The sequence below is a fragment of the Janthinobacterium aquaticum genome, from assembly GCF_009208565.1.
Taxonomy (GTDB): domain Bacteria; phylum Pseudomonadota; class Gammaproteobacteria; order Burkholderiales; family Burkholderiaceae_D; genus Janthinobacterium.
On record NZ_WFLK01000008.1, the window covers coordinates 87792 to 100728 of the forward strand.

Below are 12937 nucleotides of genomic sequence, written 5' to 3' on the forward strand. Positions count from 1 at the left end.
CGTTCGCTCCTGCGTTTTTTTGATTTAGCGGTCCCACATCATGTTGAGCAAGCAGCATCCTTACGGGCCCCATCTGGCCACCGACTTAGCGTGTATTGCACTGCTGCAGCGCCAGCACAGTGCCTGCGTCCTTGAATCCCTACTTATACCCAGCATCCCATGAAAGACACAGGCGACAACCTGGCCCATGCCCAGACACGGCCTTCCGAAGCACCCAGCAGCGACCATGCGGTGCCGCCGCCAACCGGTCCGCGCAAGAAGCGGCGCACGCGCGTATGGCCGATTTTCCTGTTGATCGTGCTGGCGCTGATTGCCGGCGTGGCCTGGTTCGTGATGCGCGAAGTACGCACCTCGGCCCTGCAGGCGGAGTTTTTCAATCGCCTCAGTAACCAACTGACGTTCAAGGTCGAACCCGGTCCGGCGCCGGCCGGCAGCGTGCGCTATCCGCAGCATGGCCCGTATGACGAGCGGCTCGGCTATGCCAGCCTGCCCAATTATCTCAAACGCCTGGCCGAGCGCGACTACGCCGTCACGGCGCAGGCGCGCATGTCGCCCAAGATGGTGGAGCTGGTCGATATGGGCATGTTCGCCACCTACCATGAAAAAAACCGCGCCGGCCTGACCATTCTGGACTCGCGCGCCACACCGCTGTTTGCCGCCAGCTACCCCGAGCGCAGCTACAAGGGCTTTGACGAAGCGCCGCCGGCGCTGGTGCAAAGCCTGCTGTTTATTGAAAACCGCGAACTGCTCGACCCGGCCACGCCACAGCGCAATCCGGCCGTCGAGTGGGACCGTCTGAGCAAGGCGATTTTCGACAAGGCGCTCAATATGGTGGGCGGCCATCGTGGCGGCGGCGGCAGCACGCTGGCCACGCAGATCGAGAAATACCGCCATTCCGAGGACGGGCGCACCAGCTCCATGAAGGACAAGCTGCTGCAGATGATGTCGGCCAGCCTGCGCTCGTACCAGGACGGTGAAAACACGGTGGTGGCGCGGCGCAGGATCGTCGTCAATTACCTCAATACGGTACCGCTGTCGGCCAAGAGCGGCTTTGGCGAAGTCAACGGCATCGGCGACGGCATGTGGGTCTGGTATGGCCGCGACTTCAATGAGGTGAAGACTTTGCTCAACGCCAAACTTGACCAGCCGGGCAGTGCGCTGGCCTACAAGCAGGCGCTGAGCTTGCTGATTGCGCAGCGCCGTCCTTCGCATTACCTGGTGGCTGGCGGCGCCGACCTCGAAGCGCTGACCAACAGCCACCTGCGCATCCTGGCGCAAGCGGGCGTGATCACGCCGCAGCTGCGCGACCAGGCGATTAGCCAGCCGCTGCGCCCGTCGACCGCCTCGGGCGTGCAGTCCGAAGCTGCCACCTCGTTTGTCACGCGCAAGGCCTCCAATGCGGTGCGCAACCACCTGGCCGGCATGCTGGGCGACCCGCGCCTGTACAACCTCGACCGTCTGGACCTGAAAGTGGTCAGCACGCTCGACGCGCAGGCGCAAAATGCGGTGACCAGGGTGCTGCGCGAACTGCGCGACCCGGAAGTGGCGAAAGCGGCCGGCCTGACCGGCAAGGGCATGCTGGGCAATGGCGATCCGGCCAATGTGGTGTACAGCTTTACCCTGCTGGAAAAAGGCGCGAAAGCCAATTTGCTGCGCGTGCAGACCGACAACTACGACCAGCCGCTCGATATCAACGAAGGCGCCAAGCTCGACCTGGGATCGACCGCCAAGCTGCGCACACTGGTCAGCTACCTCGACATCATCGACCAGTTGCACCAGCGCTACAAGGACATGAGTGCGGCCCAATTGAAGCAGGTGACGGTCGACCCGAAAGACATGCTGTCGCAATGGGCGATTGCCTATCTGGCTGCCAAGCCGGAGGGCGAGGCGCGTGCGCTGCCGGCGATGCTGGAAGCGGCCATGCAGCGCACCTATTCGGGCAACCCGGCCGAAGGATTCTTTACCGGCGGCGGCCTGCATCATTTCGGCAACTTCTCCAAGCTCGACGACAGCCGCATCATGACCGTGCAGCACGCTTTGCAGCAGTCGACCAACCTGGTGTTCGTGCGCCTGATGCGCGACGTGGCGCGCTACTACATGTTCTCGCGCCCCGATTCGTCGGCCTCCTTGCTGGCCGACGCCGACGATCCGCGCCGCGCGCAATACCTGAGCCGCTTTGCCGACAAGGAAGGGCGCGAATTTTTGCACCGCTTCTACCAGAAATACCGCGGCAAAAGCGTCGACGAGCAGGAAAAAGTGCTGCTGGCCAGTATCCGCCCGACACCGGTACGCCTGGCCAATATTTACCGCACCGTCAACCCGCAAGGGACGCAGGCCGAGTTTGCCGACTTCCTCAACACCAATTTGCCGTCGCAAAACGAAGTGCCGCCCGAGCGCGTCGCCAAGCTGTACCAGCAATACGCAATGGAAAACTGGTCGCTGGCCGACCGCGGCTACCTGGCCAATGTACATCCGCTGGAATTGTGGATGGTGGCCTTCCTGCGCCAGCATGAAGGCGCGACCTTCTCGGAGATGGTCGCGGCCAGCGAAAAGCAGCGCCAGGAAGTGTACAAGTGGCTGTTCAACACCCACCGCAAGCACGCGCAGGACCGCCGCATTGCCAACCTGCTGGAAGTGGAGGGTTTCCTGGAAATCCACCGCCAGTGGAAAAAGATGGGCTACCCGTTCGATTCGCTGGTGCCGTCGTACGCCACCACGCTGGGCGCTTCGGCCGACCGGCCCGCTTCGCTGGCCGAGCTGATGGGTATTATCATCAACGACGGTGTGCGCAACCCGAGCGTGCGTATCGATTCGCTGCATTTTGCCGCCAATACGCCGTACGACACCATGGTCAAACGCGCCGACCAGGAAAAGCCCGAGCAGGTACTGTCGCCAGACGTGGCGCGCGCCGTTGCCAAGGCGATACGCGCGGTGGTCTCGGACGGCACCGCCAAGCGCGCCAAGGCCGCTTTCGTGGGCGCCGACGGCGTGCCGATCCCGGTCGGCGGCAAGACCGGCACCGGCGACCAGCGCTTCGATGTGTATGGTGCTGGCGGTCGCCTGATCGAGTCGCGCTATGTGAACCGCTCGGCCACGTTTGTGTTCAATATCGGCGAGCGCTTCTACGGCAGCATGACCGCCTACGTGCGCGGACCGGAGTCGAAGAACTACGACTTTACCAGCGCACTGCCGGTGCAGTTGCTGGTGTCGCTGGCGCCGAGTCTGATGCCGCTGATCGAACCGCAGGCGCAGCCAGCGGCGGTGGTGACGGTGCCGGCGGGAGCGGCGGGTAGGTCGGATTAGCCTGGCAAAGCCAGGCGTAATCCGACAACATGTTGGCGTCTGCGGTATTGTCGGATTACGGCCCGAAGGGCCTGATCCGACCTACGCCGGTTGTTACCCCGCAAACACCGCCGTCTTGTCCGCCAGCCGCGCATGGTAGGCTGCAATCGCCGGATAGTCTGGCCGCGCCATCGGCGCCATCAGCCAGCGCTTGACCGATACACCCAGCACGATATCGGCCAGCGTGAATTGCTCACCGCACACATAGGCGCCGGTGGCTTGCAGCTGTTGTTCGAGCACGCCCATCATTTTGTTCCAGCCAGCAATGCCGGCCGCCAGCTGGTCCGGGTCCTGGTGCGCGGGGCTCTGGCGTACCAGTGACATAAAGGCATAGCGCCAGGAATTGTTCAGGTCGGCCAGCTGCCAGTCCATCCATTTTTCCACTTCGGCGCGCGCGCGTGGCGCTGCCGGCAGCAGCTTGCCCTGGCCATACTGCGCGCACAGGTAGCGGCAGATGGTATTCGATTCCCACAGCACCAGCTCGCCGTCGATCAGTACCGGCACCATGGCGTTGGGATTGAGTTGCAAAAAGGCTGGCTCGTCGGTGGCGCGAAAGCCGCTGCCCCAGTCTTCGCGTTCATATGCCAGATCGAGTTCGTCGCAGGTCCACAAAACCTTGCGGACATTGATTGAGGCGGCTTTGCCCAGGATTTTCAACATGCGGTGCTCCGGTAGTGTCAGAGCTGCTACTGTAGCCCAAGCTGCGGTAGTGTGCATCTGTGGCCTTGCATAGTTGCGCATTTCTTGGCATCGTAGCCCCCCATGAAACCCATGCGCCACCATATGTCCAAAATCCTCGCGTTCAGCCGCTTTTCCCTGCGCGATTTTCTCGCCACCGCCGGCCCGACCCTGCTGCTGATTGCCGCCGTCTGCGCGCTGGCCTACTGGCTGGTCGACCCTGCGCCGCCGCGCCAGGTCAGGCTGTCGACCGGCCAGGACAATAGCGCTTATGAAGAGTTCGGCAAAAAGTATGCGGCCGCGCTGGCCAAACACGGCATCAAGGTAACCCTGCAGCCCTCGCTGGGCTCGCAGGAAAACCTGCAGCGCCTCAATAGCGGCGGCACCGATATCGCCTTTGTGCAAAGCGGCTCGACCGAGCATGCCGACGCCGAACGCCATGGCCTGATCTCGCTGGGCAGCCTGTTTACCGAGCCGGTCTGGCTGTTTATGCGCGACGACAAGGCCGTGACCGAACTGACGCAGTTGAAAGGCATGAAGATCAATCTGGGGCCGGAAGGCACAGGCGTGCCGGGACTGTTTCGTCAATTGCTGGCTGTCAATGGGGTGGAGGCGAACGAGCTGACGGTAAGCAGTCTGCAAAATACGCCGGCCACCATGGAACTGCTCGAAGGGCGCATCGACGCCCTGGTATTCAGCTCGGCGCCGGAAGCGCCATTGATCCAGATGCTGCTGCAAACGCCAGGCATCCGGCTGTTTGATTTTTCCCAGGCCGAAGCCTATACGCGGCGCCTGCCGTTCCTGACCCATGTGGTGCTGCCGCGCGGTATTGTCGATCTGGGGCGCAATATTCCCTCGCAGGATTATCACCTGATCGCACCGACGGCGACGCTGGTGGCGCGCGACGACCTGCATCCGGCGCTGGTCGACCTGTTCGTGCAGGCGGCGGCCGGCATCCATGGCGGCACCGGCTGGTTCCAGCAGCAGGGCCAGTTCCCGTCGGCGCGGTATACGGAAATTCCGGTGGCGCCCGAAGCGCTGAAATTTTACAAGGATGGCGCGCCGGTGCTGCAGCGCTATATGAGTTTCTGGCTGGCCAATTTTTTTGATCGCATGTGGGTGCTGGTAGTGGCGCTGGGCGCCCTGATACTGCCACTGTCGCGCGTGGTGCCGCCGCTGTATGTCTGGCGCGTGCGTTCGCGCCTGTATCGCTGGTATGGCCAGTTGCGCCGCGTCGAGCAGGCGCTGGAAGACGTGCCGCCGGCGCAGCGCGCCAGCGTCTATGCGCAGCAGCTGAAACGGCTCGATGAAATCGAAGAGATGGTCAACCAGATTTCTATTCCACTATCGTTTGCCGATGGCTTGTACGGTCTGCGCAGCCATATCAACTTCGTGCGCAAACGCATCCTCACGCTGATGGACGAGCCGGGCTCAGACCAGCGTGATCGACAGCTTGCGTCCGACTAGGCTGGCTGCGCGCTCGAGCGTGGACAGGGTGACGTCGCTGGTCGGATCGAGCAGGCGGTCAAGCTGCGAGCGGCTCGTTTGCAGCAGTTCGGCCATGCGGGTCTTGGACAGCGACTGCTCGCGCATGGCTTGCGCCAGTTGCCAGGCGATGACTTCCTTGACGGCCTGGTTGCGGGTCTGCTCGAAAATGCCTTCTTCCCTGAGGAAGTCGTCGAGGCTGCTGCCAAGATGGGGACTAGGGTTGTTCATGACAGATCCTTTGATCGTTTGCGCGCCAGGGCCAGATCGTCGTCCGGCGTGGTGCGGGTTTTCTTGATAAAGCCGTGCAGTGCAACCAGGCAATCGGCATGCTTGCAGATAATGACGCGCGCAATACGGTTGCCCGGCAGGCTGCTGCGAATTTCGCACAGGCCATGGCCCAGGTGGCGGCACAAGGGCATGCCGACCGGCCAGCGCCACTGCGCATGCATCAGGTCCTGTCCAATCACATGGCGCTCTTCGGCTGGCAGGCTGCGCAGCCAGTCGCGCACCGGTTCGCTGCCATTACCGTTGGCATAAAAGACCAGGCTGATCTGCTGTAAATCGGAAGCATCCATGATGCACCCTTACGTTGTACTATAAAAGGTACTTCGTTTCAAGGTATTTTTGTCGTGTACATAAAAAGAAGTGCCATGGATGGTTTTACGCGTCTGACGGCGGGGCAACCGGCAGGCAGATCAAAGGTGTGTCAAAAATGCGTTCAGGCGCCCAGCCACGGCAGCCCGGCCTGACACCAGCCGCCTGTCTGCTTGCGGTGGCCTTCGGCATCCTTGTCACCCTCGAAGCCTTGCAGGATGTCAAAGCAGTTGGCATAGCCGTGTTCGGTGGCCAGTTTGGCTGCATGGCGTGAACGTACGCCGGAACGGCACAGGAACAGCAGCACTTGCTCTTTGCTGGCCTGGGTGGCGAGCTGATCCACAAAATCGGGATTGGGCAGGCCGCCCGGATAGGTTGACCATTGCACTGCACCATGCTGGGCCTCGGCGATGGTGACGCGGCCCACCCAGTCGCGCTCGGCATTGGTGCGTACATCGATCAGCTTGATGGCGGCGTCCGCTTGCAGCAGCGCGTAGGCTTCCTGCGGCGTCACGGCGCCTGCATAAGGGGTAGTGGCGTCGGCGCGTGCGCGCGCTTGTTGCAACAGCTCAGCGGTGGTCATGGCGTTCTCGATGAAAGTAGCGGTGGCCTGATTATAGTGTGGCGTGGGCGCACCGCAATGTGCTGGTGCTGCACCAGTCGGGATGCACCAAGATGTGGCGTTTACAAATTTTCAGAAGAAAATGCACATCGTTGGTGCATTATTTGTTTCTCGCACTTGCTTGGTGCATTTTTGTTTCTCACGACAAGTCATGAGAAAATGCATAGAAATCGAGTAGGAGCAGTCTTACACAGTGAGCGCGACGGTTTCAGCCGGGCGGCCTTGGCCTTGTCTAAGCTGGCATGGAATCTGCTATGATTCCTGTGAGTTTTGGTGACACGCAATGTTTGCTTCGATCCATCAGCCCGGACGCATTAAGGTCGGCTCACCCCACATTCATTTAGGAGATACGCATGGCAATGACAGCCGCAGAAGTCTTGAAGATGGTAGAAGAGAACGAAGTCAAATTCGTTGATTTCCGCTTTGCCGACACCCGTGGCAAAGAGCAGCACGTGACGGTACCCGTGTCCCATTTCGACATGGACAAATTTGAATCGGGCCACGCCTTTGACGGCTCCTCGATCGCTGGCTGGAAAGGTATCGAAGCGTCCGACATGATCCTGCTGCCGGACCCAAGCACTGCCAATATCGACCCGTTCATGGAAGAAACCACGCTGTTCATGCAGTGCGACGTGATCGAGCCGTCGGACGGCAAAGGCTATGACCGCGACCCGCGCTCGATCGCGAAACGCGCAGAAGCCTACCTGAAATCGTCGGGCATGGGCGACACCGCCTACTTCGGCCCTGAGCCAGAATTTTTCATTTTCGACAACGTTCGCTGGAAAATCGACATGTCGGGCTGCTTCGTCAAGATCGGTTCGGACGAAGGCTCCTGGTCGACCGGCAAGGACATCGAAGGCGGCAACAGCGGCCATCGTCCTACCGTCAAGGGCGGCTACTTCCCAGTGCCACCAGTGGACAGCTTCCAGGACATGCGTTCGGAAATGTGCCTGATCCTCGAATCGCTGGGCATTCCGGTCGAAGTGCATCACCATGAAGTTGCCGGCGCCGGCCAGAATGAAATCGGCACCAAGTTCTCGACCCTGGTCGAGCGCGCCGACTGGACGCAAAACCTGAAATACGTGGTCTGGAACGTCGCGCACAGCTATGGCAAGACCGCCACCTTCATGCCAAAACCGATCGTTGGCGACAACGGCTCGGGCATGCACGTGCACCAATCGGTATGGAAAGACGGCAAGAACCTGTTTGCTGGCGACGGCTATGCCGGCCTGTCGGACTTCGCGCTGTACTACATCGGCGGCATCATCAAGCATGCCAAGGCACTGAACGCGATCACCAACCCTGGCACCAACTCGTACAAACGCCTGGTTCCTGGCTACGAAGCACCGGTCAAGCTGGCATACTCGGCGAAAAACCGTTCGGCCTCGATCCGTATTCCACACGTGGCCAATCCAAAAGGCCGTCGCGTCGAAGCGCGTTTCCCGGATCCACTGGCCAACCCGTACCTGTGCTTTGCAGCCCTGCTGATGGCCGGTCTGGACGGCGTTGCCAACAAGATCCATCCGGGCGAAGCCGCCTCGAAAGATCTGTACCATCTGCCGCCTGAGGAAGATGCACTGATCCCTACCGTCTGCGCTTCGCTGGAAGAAGCCCTGGAAGCGCTGGACAAGGACCGCGAATTCCTGACCCGTGGCGGCGTATTCAGCGACTCCATGATCGACGCTTACCTGGAACTGAAAATGCAGGACGTGCAGCGCATGCGCATGACCACGCATCCAGCCGAGTTCGACATGTACTACTCGCTGTAATGGCGTAATGCCGGCACACTGCCGGCAGTGTCTGTGACGCGGGGCAAGACGATGGTCTGCCCCGCGTTTTTTTTGGCGAAGTTCGATCATGCATGTTGTATAGTCGGCGCAGTACCGGCTGACAGGAGTGAAGATTGACCAAGCAATACAGAATCGCACTGGCGGCAAGCTTGCTCGCTGCCAGTGCTCACGCGCATGGGCAGCTGTATGTCTGCAGCGATGCGCAAGGACACAAGACCTATACCGACAAGCGTGAGCATGCTGCCTGCAAGCTGCTCGATCTGCCCGGCGCGATGATTGAGGCGCCGCGGCGCAGCGCGCCGATTGCCGCGCCCACTGCCAGGGCGCCAGCCGTGGTGGCGGCCAGTGCCGCAGCAGCAGGTGCTTTTCCCCGTGTCGACAGTGCCGAACAGCGCGCGCGCGACCTGGACCGGCGCCAGATCTTGCAAGACGAACTGCGCAGCGAGGAGCAGAAACTGGCCACCCTGCGCCAGGAATTCAACCAGGGCCAGCCCGAGCGGCAGGGCAATGAGCGCAACTACGCGCTGTACCAGGAGCGCGTGGTGCAACTGAAAGACAATATCGGCCGCACACAGCAGAACGTCGAGGCCCTGAGACGCGAGATTGCCAATATCCGATGATGACAGACACCATGAATGGCCGCCCGCCCCATCTGGCCGGGCTTGATTTGCTGGCTTCGGCCGTGATCGTGCTCGACAGTGACGGGCGCATCAGCTTTGCCAATGCGGCGGCGGAAAACCTGCTGGAAAGTTCCCTCAAGGCGCTGTCGCGGCAAAAGCTGACGGCGCTGTTTCTCAATCCGGACGAGCTGGCCGGCATCTGCGCACAGGCGCTCGAGCACAAGTTTTCCGACCTGCGCCAGGACCTGACGCTGGAGCGGGCAGGGCGTGAGCCGCTGCGTGTGCACAGCATTATCAGCGCGCTCGACGGCGCCGACGCCAGCATCGTCGTCGAATTGCGCGAAAACGTGCAGCAGCTCAAGCTCGACCGTGAAGAGCGCATCCTCGACCAGAGCCAGGTCAACAAGGAGCTGATCCGCAACCTGGCCCATGAGATCAAGAATCCGCTGGGCGGCATCCGCGGCGCGGCGCAGCTGCTGGAGCTGGAACTGCCGGCGCTGCACCTCAGTGAGTTGCGTGAATACACGCAGGTGATCATCAAGGAGGCGGACCGTCTGCAGACGCTGGTCGACCGCCTGCTGGCGCCGCACCGCCGGCCGCATATCGTGGGCGACGTCAATATCCATGAAGTGTGCGAGCGCGTGCGCAGCCTGATCCTGGCCGAGTTTCCGGTCGGGCTGACGATTTTGCGCGACTACGACGCCTCGATACCCGAGTTTCGCGGCGACAAGGAGCAACTGATACAGACGGTGCTCAATATTGCCCATAACGCGGCGCAAGCCTTGTCTGAGCGCATCGAAACCGGTGATGCCGAGCTGGTTTTCAAGACCCGCGTGGCGCGCCAGGTGACCCTGGCCAAGGTGCGTTACGGCCTGGCATTAGACTTGCATATCATTGACAATGGACCGGGCATCGCACCCCAGATCCGCGACCGGATTTTCTACCCGCTGGTGTCGGGCAGGGAAGGCGGCAGCGGTTTGGGGTTGACGCTGGCACAGACCTTCGTGCAACAGCACATGGGCGTGATCGAGTGCGAAAGCCGGCCTGGATATACCGATTTCAGGATCGTTTTACCTTTGCCATAAGCGTGGGAAGCGCCTGCCGTCGTATCCCACTCATGAAATCCATTGCGGGACGCACACACTAATGAAGCCAATCTGGATAGTTGACGACGACGAATCAATCCGCTGGGTGCTGGAAAAAGCCCTGGCCCGCGAAAACCTCGCCACCAAAAGTTTTTCCAACGCACGCGACGCCATGGCGGCGCTCGAGTTCGACACGCCGCAAGTGCTGGTATCCGATATCCGCATGCCGGGCGCCTCGGGACTGGAACTGCTGCAAACGGTCAAGTCGCGCCATCCTGGCTTGCCGGTCATTATCATCACGGCCTTTTCCGACCTCGATTCGGCCGTGGCGGCCTTCCAGGGCGGCGCCTTTGAATACCTGGCCAAGCCTTTCGATATCGACAAGGCGGTCGAACTGATACGCCGCGCGCTCGACGAGAGCCTGCGCGAAACAAGCGTCGAGTCAGGGCCGTCGGAAACGCCGGAAATCCTCGGCCAGGCGCCGGCCATGCAGGAGGTATTCCGTGCCATTGGCCGCCTGTCGCAGTCGAACGTGACGGTGTTAATTACCGGCGAATCGGGCTCAGGCAAGGAACTGGTGGCCCGCGCGCTGCACAAGCACAGCCCGCGCTCGGCGCAACCCTTTATTGCCCTGAACACGGCGGCAATCCCGAAAGATCTGCTCGAATCCGAGCTGTTCGGCCACGAGCGCGGTGCCTTTACCGGCGCGCAAACGACGCGCCGCGGACGCTTCGAGCAGGCCGAGAACGGTACCCTGTTTTTAGACGAGATCGGCGACATGCCGTTTGACCTGCAGACGCGCCTGCTGCGCGTGCTGTCGGACGGCCACTTCTATCGCGTTGGCGGCCATCAGCCGATGAAGGCCAATGTGCGCGTGATTACCGCCACCCACCAGAACCTCGAGCAGCGTGTGCGCGACGGGCTGTTCCGCGAAGACTTGTATCACCGGCTCAACGTGATCCGTTTGCGCCTGCCGAGCTTGCGTGAGCGGCGCGAGGATATCCCCATTCTGGTGCGCCACTTTCTGGTGCAAAGTGCGCGCCAGCTTGGCGTTGAGGCCAAGCGCATGAGCGACGCCACCATGCAGTTCCTGAGCGGCCTCGAGCTGCCCGGCAATGTGCGCCAGCTGGAAAACCTGTGCAACTGGATTACCGTGATGGCGCCGGGGCAGACGGTCGAGATCAAGGACTTGCCGTTGGAGCTGACGCAGGAGCAGGGTGAAGGCGTTCCTGCCAGCAGCCTGGCGGTGGCGCCGATCGCGCAGGAAGCGGCCACAGCACTTCCTGCCGCTGCGCCGCAGGGCGGGCAGGTGTTCGACGCTGCCGCACCAGCCAATGGCGCGCCGCCAGGCTGGATCGGCCTGCTGGAACTGCAGGCCGCCGGCATGCTGGGCGCCGGTCAGCAGGAGGTGATGGCGGTGCTGGGGCGCCAGTTCGAGTCGGCCCTGATCAAGACGGCGCTCAAGCATACGCACGGGCGCAAGAACGATGCGGCTGTGCGCCTGGGAATCGGGCGCAATACCATCACGCGCAAGATTTCCGAACTGGGCATCGACGGCGCCAAGGAGGATTAGCAGGAGGATGCCTTATTGCGGGAAAATACCATTTTCGTCACGATCGGGTAAGCTGGCGGCTACCGTATTGAAGATGGTGGAAACCGTATGCTGATTAACTGTGTAGCCTACCAGGATGGCAAGAAACTGGCCGACGTGCCAGTCGACGATATCAGCGATTATGTGGAACGCCCGGACTGCTTTGTCTGGGTGGCCCTGCGCGATGCAACCCCCGAAGAACTCAAGCAGATGCAGCATGAATTCTGCCTGCATGAACTGGCGGTCGAGGACGCCCAGCGCGGCCACCAGCGCCCGAAAATCGAGGAATATGGCGATTCGCTGTTTGCCGTGGTCAAGATCGTGGAGATGGCCGGCGACGAGTTGGTGCTGGGTGAAATCGATATTTTTGTCGGCAGCAACTATGTGCTGTCCTCGCGCACCAACAGCGCCCAGGGCTTCCTGGGCGTGCGCGCGCGCGCCGAGCGTGAACCGCATTTGCTGCGCCAGGGCTCGGCCTTTGTACTGTATGCGCTGATGGATGCGGTGGTCGACCGCTACTTTCCCGTGCTCGATGCGCTCGAATCGGAGCTCGAGCAGATCGAAGACCGCATGTTCGATTCCGGCGCCGAGCGCGACAATATCGAACGGCTGTACCAGCTGAAGCGCAAGGTGATGGTGCTGCGTCATGTGGTGGCGCCGTTGATGGAGGCAGTCGGCAAGCTGCATGGCGGCCGGGTGCCGCCGCTGGCGCACGATACGCAGGAATATTTCCGTGATGTTCACGATCATCTGGCGCGCATCAACAGCTCGCTCGACTCCATCCGCGACACCATCAGCACCGCGATCCAGGTCAACCTGTCGATGGTGGCCATCGATGAAAGCGAAGTCAACAAGCAACTGGCGGCCTGGGCGGCTATCTTTGCCGTATTCACCGCCTTTGCCGGCGTGTGGGGCATGAACTTCAAATTCATGCCTGAGCTCGACTGGCATTATGGCTATCCGGTCGCCGTGCTGGTGATGTGCGGCGTGGCCGGCTATATGTACCGCCGCTTCAAGCGTGCAGGGTGGCTGTAAAATACCGGTAAATCTAAGCTATTGAACAACTTCTAAGGGTACAATCGGGAGCGGCGCGTCGCGCCGACAGGCCACGCCGACCGGCCATGGAC

The 12937-nt window shown here is 61.4% G+C and carries 11 protein-coding genes; 7 read left to right on the forward strand and 4 right to left on the reverse strand.

Annotated elements, in window-relative coordinates; translation table 11 throughout:
* Positions 1–159 precede the first annotated feature (159 nt).
* Positions 160–3303 carry a transglycosylase domain-containing protein gene (locus GCM43_RS14255; protein WP_152245372.1) on the forward strand — a complete coding sequence of 1048 codons (3144 nt, stop codon included), beginning with the start codon at positions 160–162 and terminating at the stop codon, positions 3301–3303.
* Between the two features lie 93 nt (positions 3304–3396).
* Here GCM43_RS14255 and GCM43_RS14260 read toward each other — a convergent pair whose 3' ends face one another.
* Positions 3397–4002, reverse strand: a complete 606-nt coding sequence (locus GCM43_RS14260) for a glutathione S-transferase family protein (protein WP_152245374.1) — start codon at positions 4000–4002, stop codon at positions 3397–3399.
* Positions 4003–4125: 123 nt separating this feature from the next.
* Between GCM43_RS14260 and GCM43_RS14265 the strand changes: the two genes are divergently transcribed.
* Positions 4126–5487: a TAXI family TRAP transporter solute-binding subunit gene (locus GCM43_RS14265; protein WP_152245376.1), complete on the forward strand. Its 1362-nt coding sequence runs from the start codon at positions 4126–4128 to the stop codon at positions 5485–5487.
* On the opposite strand, the gene GCM43_RS14270 is transcribed toward GCM43_RS14265, so the two are convergent.
* The 3 genes from GCM43_RS14270 to GCM43_RS14280 form a co-directional block, all read right to left on the reverse strand.
* Entirely contained in the window at positions 5452–5736 is a 285-nt protein-coding gene (locus GCM43_RS14270) for a helix-turn-helix domain-containing protein (protein ID WP_152245378.1), read from the reverse strand. The genes GCM43_RS14265 and GCM43_RS14270 overlap by 36 nt on opposite strands.
* On the reverse strand, positions 5733–6083 hold the full coding sequence (locus tag GCM43_RS14275) for a type II toxin-antitoxin system RelE/ParE family toxin (protein ID WP_152245380.1): 351 nt from the start codon (positions 6081–6083) through the stop codon (positions 5733–5735). The genes GCM43_RS14270 and GCM43_RS14275 overlap by 4 nt, the downstream gene beginning before the upstream one ends.
* 143 nt (positions 6084–6226) lie before the next feature.
* A complete protein-coding gene (locus tag GCM43_RS14280; protein ID WP_152245382.1) occupies positions 6227–6685 on the reverse strand; it encodes a rhodanese-like domain-containing protein in 459 nt (152 codons plus the stop codon).
* A gap of 392 nt (positions 6686–7077) precedes the next feature.
* Between GCM43_RS14280 and glnA the strand changes: the two genes are divergently transcribed.
* The 5 genes from glnA to corA all read left to right on the forward strand — a co-directional run bounded on the left by glnA (position 7078) and on the right by corA (position 12845).
* Positions 7078–8493 carry a type I glutamate--ammonia ligase gene (gene glnA, locus GCM43_RS14285; RefSeq protein WP_152245384.1) on the forward strand — a complete coding sequence of 472 codons (1416 nt, stop codon included), beginning with the start codon at positions 7078–7080 and terminating at the stop codon, positions 8491–8493.
* Positions 8494–8627: 134 nt separating this feature from the next.
* The gene (locus GCM43_RS14290; protein WP_152245386.1) at positions 8628–9134 is read left to right on the forward strand and encodes a DUF4124 domain-containing protein; all 507 of its coding nucleotides are present in this window, start codon (positions 8628–8630) and stop codon (positions 9132–9134) included.
* Positions 9131–10219 (forward strand): nitrogen regulation protein NR(II), encoded by a 1089-nt coding sequence (gene glnL, locus GCM43_RS14295; protein ID WP_226929490.1) that lies wholly within the window; start codon positions 9131–9133, stop codon positions 10217–10219. Before GCM43_RS14290 ends, glnL begins: the two co-directional genes overlap by 4 nt.
* A gap of 61 nt (positions 10220–10280) precedes the next feature.
* The gene (gene ntrC, locus GCM43_RS14300) at positions 10281–11792 is read left to right on the forward strand and encodes a nitrogen regulation protein NR(I) (protein ID WP_152245388.1); all 1512 of its coding nucleotides are present in this window, start codon (positions 10281–10283) and stop codon (positions 11790–11792) included.
* Positions 11793–11879: 87 nt separating this feature from the next.
* Positions 11880–12845 (forward strand): magnesium/cobalt transporter CorA, encoded by a 966-nt coding sequence (corA, locus tag GCM43_RS14305; RefSeq protein ID WP_152245390.1) that lies wholly within the window; start codon positions 11880–11882, stop codon positions 12843–12845.
* Positions 12846–12937: the final 92 nt, after the last annotated feature.

Excerpts from the sequence above, each read along its gene's own strand:
- GCM43_RS14280 (WP_152245382.1), bottom strand. The coding sequence starts at position 6,685 with ATGACCACCGCTGAGCTGTTGCAACAAGCGCGCGCACGCGCCGACGCC.
- ntrC (WP_152245388.1), top strand. The coding sequence starts at position 10,281 with ATGAAGCCAATCTGGATAGTTGACGACGACGAATCAATCCGCTGGGTG.
- corA (WP_152245390.1), top strand. The coding sequence starts at position 11,880 with ATGCTGATTAACTGTGTAGCCTACCAGGATGGCAAGAAACTGGCCGAC.
- glnL (WP_226929490.1), top strand. The coding sequence starts at position 9,131 with ATGATGACAGACACCATGAATGGCCGCCCGCCCCATCTGGCCGGGCTT.
- GCM43_RS14255 (WP_152245372.1), top strand. The coding sequence starts at position 160 with ATGAAAGACACAGGCGACAACCTGGCCCATGCCCAGACACGGCCTTCC.
- GCM43_RS14275 (WP_152245380.1), bottom strand. The coding sequence starts at position 6,083 with ATGGATGCTTCCGATTTACAGCAGATCAGCCTGGTCTTTTATGCCAAC.
- glnA (WP_152245384.1), top strand. The coding sequence starts at position 7,078 with ATGGCAATGACAGCCGCAGAAGTCTTGAAGATGGTAGAAGAGAACGAA.
- GCM43_RS14270 (WP_152245378.1), bottom strand. The coding sequence starts at position 5,736 with ATGAACAACCCTAGTCCCCATCTTGGCAGCAGCCTCGACGACTTCCTC.
- GCM43_RS14260 (WP_152245374.1), bottom strand. The coding sequence starts at position 4,002 with ATGTTGAAAATCCTGGGCAAAGCCGCCTCAATCAATGTCCGCAAGGTT.
- GCM43_RS14265 (WP_152245376.1), top strand. The coding sequence starts at position 4,126 with ATGTCCAAAATCCTCGCGTTCAGCCGCTTTTCCCTGCGCGATTTTCTC.